Below are 14,429 nucleotides of genomic sequence, written 5' to 3' on the forward strand. Positions count from 1 at the left end.
CAATCCGGGGAATCATTTTGGCGAGCGTTCCCGGATTGCATCCGGGCTACGGTCTGTCGATTTTGTTGTAGGAGCCAGCTTGCTGGCGATCCTGGTTCGAGCTGATCGCGAGCAAGCTCGCTCCTACAGTTGCTTGTGTGGTTACTGCGCCCACTTCGGCTTGCGCTTCTGCACGAAAGCCATGGTGCCCTCGACACCCTCGGCGCCGGTCACAGCGGCCGCGAACTGTTCGGCAGCGCGGTCGAGCAGTGGGCCGAGTGCTTCGTGTTCGCTGGCCAGCAGCAGGGCCTTGGTCTGGGCATTGGCCTGTGGCGCACATTGGCGAATCTGCTCCAGGGTTTCGTCCAGGCGCTGTTGCAGGGCAGCTTCATCTTCCTCGCAGTAGTGCACCAGACCCAGTCGCAGGGCCTCGGCACCGTCGAAGCGGGCGGCGGTCAGGGCCAGGCGGCGGGCCTGGGTCAGGCCGATGCGGTGCACGACGAAGGGAGCGATCTGCGCCGGGAGGATGCCCAGCGTGGTTTCCGGCAGGCCGAACTTGGCGCCGCTGGCGGTGATGGCCACATCGGACACGCAGGCCAGGCCGAAGCCGCCGCCCAGCACGGCGCCTTCCAGCACGGCAACCAGTACCTGCGGTGCGGCCTGGGCCTCTTCCAGCAGCGCACCGAAGGCGCGGTTCAATTCGCGGTAAGCATCGCCACCTCTGGCGCGGGCGCCAGCCATGTCCTTGATATCGCCGCCGGCGCAGAAGTGGCCAGCGGCACCGCGCAGAACGAGTGCACGCACGTTCGGATCATGGCGCACGGCTTCCAGGGTGGCGCGCAGTTCGCTGACCATGGCCAGGCTCATGGCATTGCGGCTGTCCGGTCGGTTGAGGGTGACGTGCAGCACGCCACCAACGGAGTTCAGCAGCAGGGTTTCGCAGTGGGGCAGATCGTTCATCGCATAGCCTCGGTGTAGGGCGGGTGAAACCCGCCGCACGGGATGAGTGGCAGGTCAGCCTTTCTTTTTCCCTGGCAGGATGCCCATCAGCTTGCAGATGATGCCGAGCATGATTTCGTCGGCGCCGCCGCCGATGCTGACCAGGCGCACGTCGCGGTAGGCGCGCGACACCGGGTTGTCCCACATGAAGCCCATGCCGCCCCAGTACTGCAGGCAGCTGTCGGACACTTCGCGGCCCAGACGGCCGGCTTTGAGCTTGGCCATCGACGCCAGCTTGGTCACGTCGCGGCCTTTCACGTACTGCTCGGTGGCCTGGTAGACCAGCGCGCGCAGGCACTCGATCTCGGTCTGCAGCTCGGCCATACGGAAGTGGATGACCTGGTTGTCGATCAGTGGTTGGCCGAAGGTGTGGCGCTGCTTGCAGTAGTCGATGGTGGTGTCGACGCAGTGTTCCAGACCCTTGATCATGTTGGCCGCGCCGAACAGGCGCTCTTCCTGGAACTGCAGCATCTGCATCATGAATCCGGCGCCTTCGTGGCCGATGCGATAGCGCTGCGGCACACGCACGTTGTCGAAGAACACCTGGGCGGTCTCGGAACTGCGCATACCGAGCTTGTCCAGGTGCGGACTGACGGTGATGCCGGGCGTCTTCATCGGCACCACGATCAGCGACTTGTTGACGTGCGGCTTGTCGTCACTGGTATTGGCCAGCAGGCAAATGAAGTCGGCCGACGGCGAGTTGGTGATCCACATCTTGCTGCCGTTGATCACATAGTCGTCGCCGTCTTTGCGGGCGGTGGTCTTCAGGCCCGCCACGTCTGAGCCGGCGCCGACTTCGGAGACGCCGATGCAGCCGACCATCTCGCCGGTGATGGCCGGACGCAGGAACTCTTCGCGCAGCTCATCGGAGCCGAAGCGTGCCAGGGCCGGGGTGCACATGTCGGTCTGCACGCCGATGGACATCGGGATGCCGCCGCAATGGATGGTGCCGAACTCTTCGGCGGCGACGATGGAGTAGCTGTAGTCCAGGCCCATGCCGCCGAATTTTTCCGGCTTGGAGATGCCCAGCAGGCCCAGCTCGCCGGCCTTCTTGAAAATGTCATGGATGGGGAAGCGGCCTTCCTTTTCCCACTCATCGACGTGCGGGTTGATTTCCTTGTCGACAAAGTTGCGGACGGTACGGCGGAGTTCTTCGTGCTCTTGAGTGAAGATCATTGTTGTTGTTCTCCAGTAGAGTGCGCTGTGCGCACCGCGATCTTGGTTGGTGCGCATGGCGCACCCTACGGTCAGAATCTCGCGACTCCGAAGCTGTTCTTCTTCAACGGTCGCAGGTTGGCTTCGGCGCAGATGTCCAGCAAGAAGCCCAGCAGCTTGCGCGTATCGCGCGGGTCGATCAGGCCGTCGTCCCACAGGCTGGCGGTGCCATAGAGGGCGGTGGACTGGCTGTCGAGCTTCTGCGCAGTGACTTGTTCGAGCATGTCGAGCATCTTCGGATCGGCTTCCTTGCCTTCCTTGACGTGCTTGTCCTCGGTGACGATGCGCAGCACCTTGCCGGCCTGGGCGCCGCCCATCACGGCGGTCTTGCTGTTGGGCCAGGCGAAGATGAAACGTGGGTCGAGGCCGCGGCCGCACATGGCGTAGTTGCCGGCGCCGTAGGAGCCACCTACCACGATGGTGAGCTTGGGCACCGTGGCGTTGGCCACGGCCTGAATCATCTTCGAGCCGTGCTTGATCACGCCGTTTTGTTCCGATTCCGTTCCGACCATGAAGCCGGTGGTGTTGTGGAAGAACAGGATCGGCGTGTTGCTCTGCTCGCAAAGCTGGATGAACTGCGCCGCCTTGGCCGCGCCCTGCGGGGTGATCGGGCCGTTGTTGCCGATGAAGCCGCAGGCCTGGCCTTCGATCTGCAGGTGGCCGCAGACGGTCTGGCTGTCGAACTCGTTCTTGAAGTCGAGAAACTCCGAGCCATCGGCGATGCGTGCAATGATCTCGCGTACGTCGTAGGGCTTCTTGGCGTCGGCCGGCACCAGGCCGAGCAGTTCCTCGGCCGGGTAAAGCGGCTCACGCCAGCTTTTTGCCGGACGCGCCGGCAACTGCTGGTTCCAGGGCAGCATGCCAAGGATCTCGCGCGCCAGGCGCACGCCGTCGGCGTCGTTCTCGGCCAGGTACTCGGCGGTGCCGGCGACCTGGGCGTGCATCTCGGCGCCGCCGAGTTGCTCGTCGGTGGCGATCTCGCCGGTGGCGGCTTTCAGCAGAGGCGGGCCGGCGAGGAACATCTTGGCCTTGCCGCGTACCACCACCACGTAGTCCGACAGGCCGGGCTGGTAGGCCCCGCCGGCGGTGCTGGAGCCGTGCACCACGGTGATCTGCGGCAGGCCCATGGCCGACATGCGCGCCTGGTTGGCGAAGCCGCGCGCGCCTTCGACGAAGATGTCGGCGGCGTAGTTGAGGTTGGCGCCGCCGCTCTCGGCCAGGGTCACCACCGGCAGTTTGTTCTCGAAGGCGATCTGCTGCAGGCGCAGGGATTTCTTCAGGCCCGTGGGGGAGATGGTGCCGCCCTTGATCGCGCTGTTGTTGGCGATCACCAGGCAACGCACGCCGGCGATATAGCCGATACCGGCGATCAGGCCGCCACCGGCCTGGCTGCCGTCCTTGTCGTCGTGCAGCTTGTAGCCGGCCAGCGAGGACAGTTCGAGAAAGGGCGCGCCGGCATCGAGCAGCAGGTTGATGCGTTCGCGCGGCAGCAATTGGCCGCGCTTCTCGAACTTGGCCTTGGCTTCCTGGGCCTTGTCGAGCACCTTCTGCTCGACGTCGCGGAAGGTCGCGATGGCTGTCAGCATGGCGTCGCGATTTTGCGCGAAGGCTTCGCCATGGACATCGATTTCCGATTGGATCACGGGCATCGCCTTACTCCTGATCTTTCAGTACGTCGGGCACGTAGGCCCGGTGGAAACCGTTGTAGGACTCGCTGTTTTTCGCCTTGCCCAGCGTCCAGGCGCGGGTGCCCTGGCTGGCGGCGCCATCGATACGGATGGTGTTGCCGCTGATGAAGTTGGCGCCGGGGCTGAGCAGGAAGACGATGGCCGCGGCGACCTCGGACTCGGTGCCGATGCGCTGCAGCGGCACGTGATCCTTGAGGTTGCGGATCATGTTCTTCATCGACTCGGGGTAGGTGTCCATGCCGCTGGAGGCGATCCAGCCCGGCGCCACGGCGTTGACCCGCACGCCAGCGTGGCCCCACTCGTAGGCGGCGGTCTTGGTGAAGTTCTCCATGCCGGCCCGCGCCGCGCCCGAGTGGCCCATGCCGGGCATGCCGCCCCACATGTCGGCGAGCATGTTGACGATGCTGCCACCGTGCTTGCTCATGCTTTGCAGGAAGACTTCCTTGGCCACCAGAAAGCCGCCCACCAGATTGGTGCGCACTACGGTCTCGAAGCCTTTCTGATTGATGCCGATCAGCGGCGCGGGGAACTGGCCGCCGGCGTTGTTCACAAGCTGGTGGATGCGCCCGCGTTCCTTGATCACCGCGCCGATCATGGCCTTCACGGCTTCTTCGTCGCGGATGTCGCAGACTTGGAAGCTGGCGCTGCCACCGTCCTCGGTGATCTCGGCGCAGGTCTTCTCCAGCTTTTCCTGCTTGCGCCCGACCAGCACCACATGAGCGCCCAGATGGGCCAGCTCGTGGGCCACGCAGCGACCGATGCCGCTGCCACCACCGGTGACCAGAATGGTCTGTTCATTGAACAGGCCAGGTTTGAATACGGAGTCGTAGCTCATTGTTCTTGTTGTCCTGAGTGATTGCGGTGCGCGTTGCGCGCTACGAGACGGTTGCAGTGTTCAGGCTGTCGGCCAACGCCTTGGGCACCGGCACCGGGAATTCCAGCAGTTGCTGGGCGAAGGCCTTGCCCTGCGGGTCGATGCGCAGGCTGGCGACGCCGCCACCGCCCAGCGCGTTCTCGAGCAGGAAGTTGAGGCTGTGGCTGCCCGGCAGATACCAGCGGCTGACGCGGCCCTGTTCGGCGTCCAGGGTATGTGCCATCCAGTTGGCCACGGCTTCGGGCGTCAGCGCAGCGGCTATCCACGCCAGGTATTCGGGCTTTCTGGCCATCACGCCGATGTTGCTGTGGTTGCCCTTATCGCCGGAGCGGGCCACGGCCAGGCGGATCAGGGGGACGGCGGAGTCGGCTTCACCCATTGGTACGGGCAGAGCGGCCGGTGCTCGAAGCTGGGCGGGGTCGAAGGCATCGATCTGCGGCAGGGCGACCGGCTGGCGTTCGCCGTCGATTTCGACGCTCAGGGCGCAGGCACTCTTGTCCACCAGGAAGCTGAACAGGCGGATCACCGGGTAGACGGTGGGGCGGCCACCGACGATGCCGGTCAGGCCCGGCGCCATGCCGGTGGCAGCCTGGGCGATCTCGCGGGAGAAGAGGATCAAGGCTTCCTTCTTGGCATGTCGTGCGGCGATCTTCACCACCACTTCGCGGCTGTACGTGCGATGGGCATGGGCGCCATAGGTGGCTTCGCTGCCGAGCAGCTCGACGCTGACTTCCTGATAACGCCCCCAGCCGCGCTCGGCGAACATCTCTTGGGTCTTGTTGATGATCGCCTCGCTGACCCGTTCGGCCTTGGCCACGGCATCGATTCCGGCCAGCAGGAAGCTGGCGGTGCAGCGGAAACCGTCCGGGTGCGTGGCGCTGACCTTGTATTGGTCGGTGGGCGGCAGGCCGCGTGCGCCCTGCAGCTGCACGCGGTTGTCGCCGACCTGGCTCAGCTCGACCTGGGTGAAGTCGCAGATCACGTCCGGCAGCAGATAAGCGCGCGGATCGCCGATCTCGTAGAGCATCTGTTCGCCAACGGTAAAAGGCGTGACCAAGCCGCCGGAACCATCCGGCTTGGTCACGACGAAACGGCCATCGTCCTCGACTTCGACGATGGGGAAACCGATGTGCTCGTAGTCCGGCACGTCGCGCCAGTCGGTGAAGTTGCCGCCGGTGCACTGCGCGCCGCACTCGATGATGTGCCCGGCCAGTGCGGCCTGGGCCAGCTTGTCGTAGTCGCTCCAGGCCCAGCCGAACTCGTGCACCAGGGCGGCGCTGACCACCGCGCTGTCGACCACGCGGCCAGTGATGACGATGTCGGCGCCCTGTTCCAGAGCGGCGACGATGCCCGGTGCGCCCAGGTAGGCATTGACCGAGACGCAGAACGGCGGCAGTGGGGCGCCGGTGAACATCTCGCGAGTGCCGGCCTTGACCAGTTCGCCGAGCTTGGGTTGCAGGTTGTCGCCTTGCAGCACGGCGATCTTCAGGTTCACCCCGGCCTGCTCGCAGGCGGCGCTCAGGGCCGCAGCGCAGGCCATCGGATTGACTCCGCCGGCATTACTGATGACGCGGGTTTTCTTCGCTGCCAGTTCGCCGAGCAGCGGCGTGAGTACTTCGACGAAGTCACGGGCGTAGCCGTCATCCGGCTTCTTCATGCGCGCGCCGGCCATGATCGACATGGTGATCTCGGCCAGGTAGTCGAACACCAGATAATCCAGTTCGGCGCCGCGAACCAGTTGAGCGGCAGCGGTGGAGGTGTCGCCCCAGAAAGCGGAGGCGCAGCCGATGCGTACGGTTTTGGTCATTGGAATTGGCCCGTCACACATTTGAGAAGGTGAGCCCACACTACCAAGCAAGCGCTTGGTTGAAAAGTGGCGAAAGACGAAAATTCGGCTAAAAATGCGCCCAAGCGCTTGCTTGGTCAGCTGGCGCCGCATACATTTCATCAAGCAAGACAAGCACTTGCCGGCAGCATGAAGAATTAATCAGAACAATCGCCGAGCAGGGCAATCAGGGGAGAAGTCAGCGTGGACGAACACAGAGCCCAGGCCGTGATGCAGGAGCTGGTCGATAGCGGCCAGGTGACCGATCCGGAGAGCGCCCGCGGCAAGCTGCTGCAGATGGCTGCCCACCTGTTCCGCAGCAAGGGTTACGAGCGCACCACGGTGCGTGATCTGGCCGCCGCCATCGGCATTCAGTCCGGCAGCATCTTTCACCACTTCAAGAGCAAGGACGAAATTCTGCGCTCGGTGATGGAGGAAACCATCGTCTACAACACTGCACTGATGCGCTCCGCGCTGGCAGAGGCGCAAGGCACGCGCGAGCGCTTGCTGGCGCTGATCCGCTGCGAGTTGCAATCGATCATGGGCGGTACCGGCGAGGCCATGGCCGTGCTGGTATACGAATGGCGTTCGCTGTCGGACGATGGCCAGGCGCAGGTGCTGGCCTTGCGTGATACCTACGAGCAGATCTGGCTGGCGGTGCTGGGCGAGGCGCGCGATGCCGGTTATTTCAAAGGTGATCCTTTCATTCAACGGCGTTTTCTCACGGGAGCGCTGAGCTGGACCAACACCTGGTTCCGCTCGCAGGGGCCGATGAGCCTGGATCAACTGGCCGAAGAAGCGCTGTCATTGGTATGTAAGGACGCCTGAGCGATTTCGGCTAGGCTAGGAGCACCCGCCGGTTTTCGGCTCGAACACGGGCGCAGCGGTCTTCCCGCGTTGCGATCCGTGACGAGAGGTCGAGTTTGCGCGCATTAGCCTTTTGCCTGCTGTCCTGCCTGTTGCTGCATGTACCTGTCGCGGTTGCGGTCGAGGAGGTGCGTGTCGGCGGCTATCACTTCCCGCCTTACCTGGATAAACCCGACTCGCAGCACCCGCAAGGTCTGGTACCCGAGTTGCTGCAAGCGCTCAACGCGGCGCAGCAGCGGTATCACTTCGTTCTGGTGCCGACCTCGGCAACCCGCCGTTACCGCGACCTGGAGAGCGGCCGCTTCGATCTGATGTTTTTCGAGTCCAGCCGTTGGGGGTGGCAGGGCACTTCATACCTGGCCTTGGGGTTGGATATCGATGATGCGGAAGTTTATGTCGCTGCGGCTGAGCCGGGGCGTGGCCAGGAGTATTTCGAGGACCTTAGCGACAAGCGCATGGCGCTCTATAACGGCTATCACTACGGCTTTGCCGGATTCGATGCCGACCCTGACTATCTTGCGCGCACCTTCAACGCGGTGCTGACCTACTCCCACGACAGCAACGTGCGCATGTTGCTGGCGCGACGAGCCGACATCGCAGTGGTGACGCGTTCATACCTGGATTCGTTTCTGGCCCGACACCCGGAAATACTGCCTGAGCTTCTGGTATCCGAGCGCCTGGACCAGCTCTATCACCATCAGGTTCTGTTGCGGCCGAAGGGGGCTCTGAGCCCCGCTGAAGTGGCGGAATTGCTCGGTCAGTTACAAGCCAATGGCGAGCTATCAAAGCTATTTGGACGGTATCGCCTGACATTAGGCGGCAAAGTGTCTGCGCAGTGAAAATCCATCTAGTCGGTCAGGATAGACTGGAGTAGGCTGCACCACACTAGAAGAAGGATTTTTTGGGGATTCGACATGCGGCATTCGCGGCGCTGGGTTCATGAGTGTTGGGCTGCCTTGGGTCTATTGTTTGCCAGTTCTCTCTACGCTGCCGAGGTCGTCAAGGTCGGCGGTGCGCACTTCCCTCCGTACGTCATCAAATCCAACCTGCAAGAGTCGAGCGGCTTATTGCCGCAACTGCTCGATGCGCTCAATCAAGAACAGGCCGAATACCATTTCACCATGCTGCCCACGGCCATCGTGCGTCGCTTTAGCGACCTGCAACGAGGGCGTATCGACATGGCGATTTTCGAGAACCCGCAGTGGGGTTGGCAGGACATCGACGCCGAGGCCGTAGACATGGGGCTGGAAGACGCCGAGTTATTCGTCGCCAGAGTGGAAGAGCGGCGCGGCCAGGAGTACTTCGAGCAGCTCGAAGGCAAACGTCTGGCGCTCTACCGCGGTTATCACTACGGCTTTGCCCAGTTCAACAGTGACCCGGAGTTTCTTACCCGTACCTTCAATGCCAATCTCGGCCACTCTCACGACAGCAACCTGCTGATGGTGGTGCGCGGGCGTGCGGATGTCGCGTTGGTGACCCGCTCCAACCTTTACGACTTCGTTGAGCGTAATCGCGAGCATGCGCGCCAGCTGCTGATCTCGGAGGGGGTCGATCAGGTCTATCGTCATCACGCGATGATCCGTCCCGGCGCCCCGATAAGCCCTGAACGCTTCGCCGCCTTGCTCGAGCAGCTACGGGTAAAAGGCGAATTGCAGCGCATCTTTTCGCCTTACCGTATAGCTGTCATGCCAGTCGTAGCGGATAGCTCAACAGCATTAGATGCAGCAGATTGACTGCTGCGTGCAGGGCAATGGCCAGGCTAATGCGACCGCTGTAGTGAAAGGCCAGCCCATAACCCAGCCCAGCGCAGGTCGCCACCACGGCAAATAGCGCGCTGAAGGGCAGGTGGGCTGCGCCGAAAAGACCCGCCGTCAACAGCAAACCAGGCCATATGCCCAGACGCTTGATCAAGGCGTTTTGCAGCAGACCGCGAAAGAGCAACTCTTCCGCCAGCACCGCTACGCCGAGATTGACCGCCAGCCACAGCAGCAGGCCCTGCGGCCATTTGGGTTGCCAGGCGACCAGGCCCAGCGCCATGGCCAGTAGCGGCACCAGCAGCAAGGTGGCGATGCACGCCAGCCAGGCATTTTTCAGCGAGTTCTCGGGGCTGCGCGGTTGCCCAAGCCACCAGGCGAGCAGGGCGGTTCCCAGCAGCAGTTTGTCCCAGGACAAGCGCAGCGCGTAGGGCGCGGCGTCCGGGCTGAGGAGGCGTGGTTGCCACAACTGCCAGGGGCGGAAACCGGGTATGAGATGCGCCGCCAGGGCGACCCCACCGAGCAGGATCAAAGGCAGCCATAGCCAGTTTGGCAGGCGCGGTTGTCCGGCCAGCAAGACGATAACGAACACGCTGCCCAACAGCAGGCCGACGGGCTCGATGAAGCCCAGGCCAGCGCCCAGAGCGAGGGTAAGAGCGGGGAACAGCAAGCGCAGATGCAGGGGCATGGCACCTTCTCCTGAGAAGGCGCGCAGTCTAGCAGGCAGTAGAAAAACTACCTCGGCTTTGGCTTCTTGCGCTGCGAGGGCGCGGAGAGTGGGGGCGCTTAGCGTTGACGCTCGCGTGCGTCCTTGGCCTCTTGCTCGACGGCGCGTTTACGCATGCGTTCGAGCTGGTCTTCGCTTAGGCGCATCTTTTTGGCGCTGCTGCGCAGCACCAGCAGGCTACCAATCACCGAGCCGAACACCAGGACCAGTAGCAGCCAGACGTACCAAGGCATGATGACTCCTTACAAAGGACTAGAGTCGTCACCATAACCCGCGGGCCGAGACTTGTCAGTCTGCCTGTACTGCGACTGCCTGCATGCTGCTGTCGTCCTTGAGCTTCACGCCGCTCAGTTGCAGGCGCAATGCCTGACGCGCCAGGTAGTCGAGCTTGTGTGCTGCCAGTTCGTAGGGCAGGCCTTCAGGTCGCACATTGGAGATACAGTTACGGGCGCTGTCCAGGCAGCCCACGCGCGGTGCGTAGGTCAGGTACAGGCCGAGGCTGTCCGGCGAGGTGAGCCCCGGGCGCTCACCGATCATGACGATCACCAGACGTGCGCGCAGGGCTTCACCGATGCCGTCGCCAATCGCCACGCGCCCCTGTTCGGCCAGCACCACCGGGGTGTTGGCCCAGTCGGTATCGAAGCGATCGCGCAGGGCTTGCAACAGCGGCAGGGCATGGCGCTGGACGGCAACGGCCGATAACCCGTCGGCGAGGACGATGGCGATTTCAGGCGCGGGCAGTTCGTGCTGCAGTTGCACCTGGCAGTCGCCGTGCAAGTGGCGGCCGTGATCGGGGCGCAGCAGGTAGGTCTGCCGGTCTTCGGCGTTGCTGCGTACTTTCAAGGTGCGAAAGCCCGCCGCATGCAGCTGGTGCTTGAGTTCGCTGAAGTCCAGCGGACGATGCACCGCATCGCGTGCCTGGGCATGGGCCAGGCCGAACTTGAGCACCTCGCGGGTAGGCAGGCTGCAGCCGACGCGGCCGAGTGCTATGCGTGCCGAGGTATGCGCGCGAAGTTCGTCCCAGGGATTTTGCTGAATCAGATCATTGGCCATCACGCGGCTCCCGATATGTGCGGCAGTTGCTTGAGCATATGGTGGCCACGGCCGATCTCGCGCAGGCGGCCGCTCGGTTCGGTAATGGCCATGCGCGCCAGCCAGGCATCGAACTCCGGCGCGCGTTTCAGGCCCAGCACGCTGCGCAGGTACAGCGCATCGTGGAACGAGGTGCTCTGGTAGTTGAGCATGATGTCGTCGGCACCCGGGATGCCCATGATGAAGTTGATACCGGCGGTGCCGAGCAGGGTAAGCAGACTGTCCATGTCGTCCTGATCAGCTTCGGCATGGTTGGTGTAGCAGACGTCGCAGCCCATCGGCAGGCCGAGCAGCTTGGCGCAGAAGTGATCCTCCAGGCCTGCGCGGATGATCTGCTTGCCGTCGTAGAGGTACTCAGGGCCGATGAAGCCGACCACGGTATTGACCAGCAGTGGACGGAATTCACGAGCGACGGCGTAGGCGCGGACCTCGCAGGTCTGCTGGTCGACGCCATGGTGGCCGCCGGCCGACAGCGCGCTGCCCTGGCCGGTTTCGAAATACATGACGTTGTCGCCCAGGGTGCCGCGCCCCAGCGACAGTGCGGCCTCGTGGGCCTCGCGCAGGATCGCCAGGGACACGCCGAAACCGGCGTTGGTGGCCTCGGTACCGGCGATGGATTGGAATACAAGGTCTATCGGCGCGCCGGCCTCGATGGCCTGAATCTGTGTGGTGACGTGGGTCAGCACGCAGCTCTGCATGGGAATTTCGAAGTGCTGGCGCACCTCGTCCATCATCTGCCACAGGCGCATCAGTGTTGGCAGCGAATCGCTGGCCGGGTTGATACCGACCGTGGCATCGCCGGAGCCATAGAGCAGACCGTCGAGCATGCTGGCAGCGATACCGCGCACGTCGTCGGTAGGGTGATTGGGTTGCAGGCGCACGGCCAGATGGCCGGGCAGGCCCAGGGTATTGCGAAAACGGGTGATCACCTGGCATTTGCGCGCTACCAGGATCAGATCCTGATTGCGCATCAGTTTGCTCACCGCGGCGACCATCTCTGGTGTCAGTCCAGCGGCCACGGCCGCCAGGCGCGCGCTGTCGGTCTTTTCCAGTAGCAGCCAGTCGCGCAGATCACCCACGGTCAGGTGGCTGATCGGGGCGAAGGCTGCGGCGTCATGGCGGTCGATGATCAGGCGGGTGACTTCGTCATCTTCGTAAGGAATCAGCGCCTCGTCGAGGAAACGCTTGAGCGGCACCTCGGCTAGCGCCAGCTTGGCCGCCATGCGTTCTTCGTAGGTAGCAGCAGCCAGCCCCGCCAGGTAGTCGCCGGAGCGCGCCGGGCTGGCCTTGGCCAGCAGCGTCTTGAGGTCGGCGAAGCGGTAGACCAGGCTGCCGATGGTGGTTTGATAAGGCATGGCTGCAACCCGTTGCAGAGAGGATGTGCTCACCGTGCAGTGCTCATGCCAGAGGCCTGACCGCCGACCATCCGCCGCCTGTACCTGGATGCCGGTCGGATCGGACGAATGAAAAAGGTGCAGTGGCAGTGTGGGTGCACCGCTCTGGCGCGCAGTCGCGCGATGCCTGTTACATGATGGCAACCGCAATTCGAATGCCGAATTTCCGATGGCAGAAGGTGGTTGGCAGCTGGATGGCCGCTAGACCGATTTTTATTCGGGCTGCCGCTCTGCATGCGGGAGGGGCTTTAGCCGCGACCAGTGACAGGATGCTTTGCGCTACAATGCGCGGCGTTTTTATCCTGTTCGAGACCCGCCCATGCCCGCCTGCCAAACCCCGATCATCGTCGCCCTCGACTTTCCCAGCCGTGATGCCGCTCTGGCGCTGGCCGACCAGCTCGATCCGGCGCTGTGCCGCGTCAAGGTCGGCAAGGAGCTGTTCACCCGCAGTGGTCCGCAAGTGGTCGAGGCGCTGCAGGCCAAGGGCTTCGAGCTGTTCCTCGATCTGAAATTCCACGATATCCCCAACACCACGGCGATGGCGGTCAAGGCTGCTGCGGAGCTGGGTGTGTGGATGGTCAATGTGCATTGCTCCGGCGGTCTGCGCATGATGGCGGCCTGCCGTAACGAACTGGACAAGCTCGCTGGCGCCAAGCCGCTGCTGATCGGCGTGACGGTGCTGACCAGCATGGAGCAGCAGGATCTGGCCGGCATCGGCCTGGACGTGCCGCCGCAGGAGCAGGTACTGCGCCTGGCCGGCCTGGCTGCTGAAGCCGGGCTCGATGGTCTGGTCTGTTCGGCGCAGGAAGCGCAGGCGCTGAAGGTCGCGCAGCCGCGTCTGCAACTGGTCACGCCGGGCATTCGTCCTGCTGGCAGCAGTGCCGATGACCAAAAGCGCATCCTTACTCCACGCCAGGCGCTGGATGCCGGCTCCGATTACCTGGTGATCGGCCGTCCGATCAGCCAGGCTGCCGATCCGGCGCAGGCGCTGGCGGCTGTGGTTGCCGAACTGCAAGGCTGAGCCCTGTAGCCCCGAATGAAATCCGGGGCGCTCTGGCATGCCGTCCGAGCTGTCCCGGATTACATCCGGGCTATCCGCTGATCGCGGCAGCGCGCTGGTGGCGTCGCCATCAGCGCCCTGCATGACCCGCCACTCCAGAGCCTGATAGTGCTGCTCTGCGCGCGGTCGCCTGGCTAGACTCCTCGCCAATTCAACAAGAATCGCTGCGAGGAAGCAGACATGAGCATGATGTTTTCCGGCCAGGTCGCCCTGGTCACCGGTGCTGCAGCCGGTATTGGCCGTGCCACCGCCCAGGCCTTCGCTGCCGAAGGGCTCAAGGTGGTGGTGTCCGATGTCGACGTGGCCGGTGGCGAGGGCACTGTCGAGCTGATTCGCGCGGCTGGCGGCGAGGCCTGCTTCGTGCGTTGCGACGTGACCCGCGATGCCGAAGTCAAGGCGCTGATGGACGCCACCGTGGCGCAGTACGGCCGCCTGGACTATGCCTTCAACAACGCCGGTATCGAGATCGAACAGGGCAAGCTGGCCGACGGCAACGAAGCCGAGTTCGACGCCATCATGGGCGTCAACGTCAAGGGTGTGTGGCTGTGCATGAAGCACCAGATCCCCTTGCTGCTGGCCCAGGGCGGCGGCGCCATCGTCAACACCGCTTCGGTCGCCGGCCTGGGGGCCGCGCCGAAGATGAGCATCTACGCTGCCTCCAAGCATGCGGTGATCGGCCTGACCAAATCGGCGGCGATCGAGTACGCCAAGAAGAAGGTGCGGGTGAACGCGGTCTGCCCGGCGGTGATCGACACCGACATGTTCCGCCGCGCCTATGAGGCGGATCCGAAGAAGGCGGAGTTCGCCGCCGCCATGCACCCGGTCGGGCGCATCGGCAAGGTCGAGGAGATCGCGGCTGCCGTGCTCTATCTGTGCAGCGACCACGCAGCATTCACCACTGGTCAGGCATTGGCCGTGGATGGCGGGGCCACAGCAATATAAAGGCTCTAGCCCG

General features: G+C 63.7%; 14 protein-coding genes. 5 read left to right on the forward strand and 9 right to left on the reverse strand.

Annotated features, from left to right (window positions below; genetic code table 11):
• Positions 1 to 141: 141 nt before the first annotated feature.
• The 5 genes from atuE to CXP40_RS20600 form a co-directional block, all read right to left on the reverse strand.
• Positions 142 to 939 carry an isohexenylglutaconyl-CoA hydratase gene (gene atuE, locus CXP40_RS20580; protein ID WP_106735244.1) on the reverse strand — a complete coding sequence of 266 codons (798 nt, stop codon included), beginning with the start codon at positions 937 to 939 and terminating at the stop codon, positions 142 to 144.
• A 54-nt stretch (positions 940 to 993) separates the two neighbouring features.
• Positions 994 to 2,154 carry a citronellyl-CoA dehydrogenase gene (atuD, locus tag CXP40_RS20585; RefSeq protein ID WP_106735245.1) on the reverse strand — a complete coding sequence of 387 codons (1,161 nt, stop codon included), beginning with the start codon at positions 2,152 to 2,154 and terminating at the stop codon, positions 994 to 996.
• Positions 2,155 to 2,225: 71 nt separating this feature from the next.
• Entirely contained in the window at positions 2,226 to 3,842 is a 1,617-nt protein-coding gene (atuC, locus tag CXP40_RS20590) for a geranyl-CoA carboxylase subunit beta (protein ID WP_106735246.1), read from the reverse strand.
• Positions 3,843 to 3,846: 4 nt separating this feature from the next.
• Positions 3,847 to 4,716 (reverse strand): SDR family oxidoreductase, encoded by an 870-nt coding sequence (locus CXP40_RS20595; protein WP_106735247.1) that lies wholly within the window; start codon positions 4,714 to 4,716, stop codon positions 3,847 to 3,849.
• Between the two features lie 40 nt (positions 4,717 to 4,756).
• Positions 4,757 to 6,562: an acyclic terpene utilization AtuA family protein gene (locus CXP40_RS20600; protein ID WP_106735248.1), complete on the reverse strand. Its 1,806-nt coding sequence runs from the start codon at positions 6,560 to 6,562 to the stop codon at positions 4,757 to 4,759.
• A 222-nt stretch (positions 6,563 to 6,784) separates the two neighbouring features.
• On the opposite strand from CXP40_RS20600, the gene CXP40_RS20605 reads away from it, so the two are divergent.
• From CXP40_RS20605 to CXP40_RS20615, 3 genes are all read left to right on the forward strand, one after another.
• On the forward strand, positions 6,785 to 7,408 hold the full coding sequence (locus tag CXP40_RS20605) for a TetR/AcrR family transcriptional regulator (protein ID WP_106735249.1): 624 nt from the start codon (positions 6,785 to 6,787) through the stop codon (positions 7,406 to 7,408).
• Between the two features lie 95 nt (positions 7,409 to 7,503).
• Positions 7,504 to 8,286, forward strand: coding sequence for an ABC transporter substrate-binding protein (locus tag CXP40_RS20610; RefSeq protein ID WP_106735250.1), 783 nt, complete (start codon positions 7,504 to 7,506; stop codon positions 8,284 to 8,286).
• Between the two features lie 75 nt (positions 8,287 to 8,361).
• Positions 8,362 to 9,180, forward strand: coding sequence for an ABC transporter substrate-binding protein (locus CXP40_RS20615; RefSeq protein ID WP_106735251.1), 819 nt, complete (start codon positions 8,362 to 8,364; stop codon positions 9,178 to 9,180).
• Here the strand turns inward: CXP40_RS20615 and CXP40_RS20620 are convergent.
• The 4 genes from CXP40_RS20620 to CXP40_RS20635 form a co-directional block, all read right to left on the reverse strand.
• Positions 9,131 to 9,889, reverse strand: coding sequence for a CPBP family intramembrane glutamic endopeptidase (locus tag CXP40_RS20620; RefSeq protein WP_106735252.1), 759 nt, complete (start codon positions 9,887 to 9,889; stop codon positions 9,131 to 9,133). The two genes, CXP40_RS20615 and CXP40_RS20620, sit on opposite strands and share 50 nt — an antisense overlap.
• A gap of 98 nt (positions 9,890 to 9,987) precedes the next feature.
• The gene (locus tag CXP40_RS20625) at positions 9,988 to 10,161 is read right to left on the reverse strand and encodes a DUF2897 family protein (RefSeq protein WP_099525466.1); all 174 of its coding nucleotides are present in this window, start codon (positions 10,159 to 10,161) and stop codon (positions 9,988 to 9,990) included.
• 55 nt (positions 10,162 to 10,216) lie between these two features.
• Positions 10,217 to 10,981, reverse strand: coding sequence for an ethanolamine ammonia-lyase subunit EutC (eutC, locus tag CXP40_RS20630; protein ID WP_106735253.1), 765 nt, complete (start codon positions 10,979 to 10,981; stop codon positions 10,217 to 10,219).
• Positions 10,981 to 12,375: an ethanolamine ammonia-lyase subunit EutB gene (locus CXP40_RS20635; protein ID WP_106735254.1), complete on the reverse strand. Its 1,395-nt coding sequence runs from the start codon at positions 12,373 to 12,375 to the stop codon at positions 10,981 to 10,983. Before CXP40_RS20635 ends, eutC begins: the two co-directional genes overlap by 1 nt.
• Before the next feature lie 358 nt (positions 12,376 to 12,733).
• On the opposite strand from CXP40_RS20635, the gene pyrF reads away from it, so the two are divergent.
• Together pyrF and CXP40_RS20645 are read left to right on the forward strand one after the other, a co-directional pair.
• Positions 12,734 to 13,435 (forward strand): orotidine-5'-phosphate decarboxylase, encoded by a 702-nt coding sequence (pyrF, locus tag CXP40_RS20640; protein ID WP_106735255.1) that lies wholly within the window; start codon positions 12,734 to 12,736, stop codon positions 13,433 to 13,435.
• Between the two features lie 219 nt (positions 13,436 to 13,654).
• Positions 13,655 to 14,416 (forward strand): SDR family oxidoreductase, encoded by a 762-nt coding sequence (locus tag CXP40_RS20645; RefSeq protein WP_106735256.1) that lies wholly within the window; start codon positions 13,655 to 13,657, stop codon positions 14,414 to 14,416.
• The last annotated feature ends 13 nt before the right edge of the window (positions 14,417 to 14,429 follow it).

It is taken from the genome of Pseudomonas sp. YY-1, from assembly GCF_002843095.1.
GTDB lineage: Bacteria > Pseudomonadota > Gammaproteobacteria > Pseudomonadales > Pseudomonadaceae > Aquipseudomonas > Aquipseudomonas sediminis_A.

Coding starts and splice junctions, on each gene's coding strand:
- atuE (WP_106735244.1), bottom strand. CDS start 939: ATGAACGATCTGCCCCACTGCGAAACCCTGCTGCTGAACTCCGTTGGT.
- atuD (WP_106735245.1), bottom strand. CDS start 2,154: ATGATCTTCACTCAAGAGCACGAAGAACTCCGCCGTACCGTCCGCAAC.
- atuC (WP_106735246.1), bottom strand. CDS start 3,842: ATGCCCGTGATCCAATCGGAAATCGATGTCCATGGCGAAGCCTTCGCG.
- CXP40_RS20595 (WP_106735247.1), bottom strand. CDS start 4,716: ATGAGCTACGACTCCGTATTCAAACCTGGCCTGTTCAATGAACAGACC.
- CXP40_RS20600 (WP_106735248.1), bottom strand. CDS start 6,562: ATGACCAAAACCGTACGCATCGGCTGCGCCTCCGCTTTCTGGGGCGAC.
- CXP40_RS20615 (WP_106735251.1), top strand. CDS start 8,362: ATGCGGCATTCGCGGCGCTGGGTTCATGAGTGTTGGGCTGCCTTGGGT.
- CXP40_RS20620 (WP_106735252.1), bottom strand. CDS start 9,889: ATGCCCCTGCATCTGCGCTTGCTGTTCCCCGCTCTTACCCTCGCTCTG.
- CXP40_RS20625 (WP_099525466.1), bottom strand. CDS start 10,161: ATGCCTTGGTACGTCTGGCTGCTACTGGTCCTGGTGTTCGGCTCGGTG.
- eutC (WP_106735253.1), bottom strand. CDS start 10,981: ATGGCCAATGATCTGATTCAGCAAAATCCCTGGGACGAACTTCGCGCG.
- CXP40_RS20635 (WP_106735254.1), bottom strand. CDS start 12,375: ATGCCTTATCAAACCACCATCGGCAGCCTGGTCTACCGCTTCGCCGAC.
- pyrF (WP_106735255.1), top strand. CDS start 12,734: ATGCCCGCCTGCCAAACCCCGATCATCGTCGCCCTCGACTTTCCCAGC.
- CXP40_RS20645 (WP_106735256.1), top strand. CDS start 13,655: ATGAGCATGATGTTTTCCGGCCAGGTCGCCCTGGTCACCGGTGCTGCA.